We start from the raw sequence: 758 nt of genomic DNA, 5'->3' as shown, positions 1-758 counted from the left end.
CATCCACGCGATCCTTGCGCTCCTTCACTTCGGTTTCAGTCGCGCCGCCGACGCGGATCACCGCGACGCCACCTGCGAGCTTGGCCAGACGCTCCTGCAGCTTCTCGCGGTCGTAGTCCGAGGTGGTTTCCTCGATCTGCGCCTTGATCTGGGCCACGCGCGCCTCGATGTCGGCCTTTTTGCCGGCGCCGCTGACGATCGTGGTGTTCTCCTTGTCGATCATCACCTTCTTTGCGCGGCCAAGCATGGCGAGCGTCACGTTCTCCATTTTGATACCGAGATCCTCGGAGATCGCTTGGCCGCCGGTCAGCACTGCGATGTCCTGCAGCATGGCCTTGCGGCGATCGCCGAAGCCCGGAGCCTTGACGGCGGCGACCTTCAGACCACCTCGCAGACGGTTAACGACGAGGGTAGCGAGAGCTTCGCCTTCGACGTCTTCAGCGATGATCACAAGCGGTTTACCGCTCTGGACCACGGCTTCTAGCAGTGGAAGCAGTTCGTTCAGCGAGGAGAGCTTCTTCTCATTGATCAGAACGTAGGCGTCGTCCATCTCAACGCGCATCTTGTCGGCGTTGGTGACGAAGTAGGGCGAAATGTAACCGCGGTCGAACTGCATGCCCTCGACGACCTCGAGTTCGGTCTCGAGCGATTTTGCTTCCTCAACCGTGATGACGCCCTCGTTGCCGACCTTCTTCATGGCATCTGCGAGGAACTTGCCGATTTCCACGTCCCCGTTGGAGGAGATGGTGCCGACCTGA

General features: G+C 60.4%; 1 protein-coding gene. It reads right to left on the bottom strand.

Annotation, left to right across the window (positions count from 1 at the left end):
• Positions 1–758, bottom strand: a 758-nt coding sequence (gene groEL, locus IVB13_RS09655) for a chaperonin GroEL (protein ID WP_247488636.1), incomplete at both ends; no start/stop codon positions are given.

The sequence above is a fragment of the Bradyrhizobium sp. 17 genome (assembly GCF_023073515.1).
In the GTDB taxonomy this organism is placed as follows: Bacteria; Pseudomonadota; Alphaproteobacteria; order Rhizobiales; family Xanthobacteraceae; genus Bradyrhizobium; species Bradyrhizobium canariense_D.
Note: the sequence above shows the minus strand (reverse complement) of the source record. Positions and strands in the feature narration are given on the sequence as shown.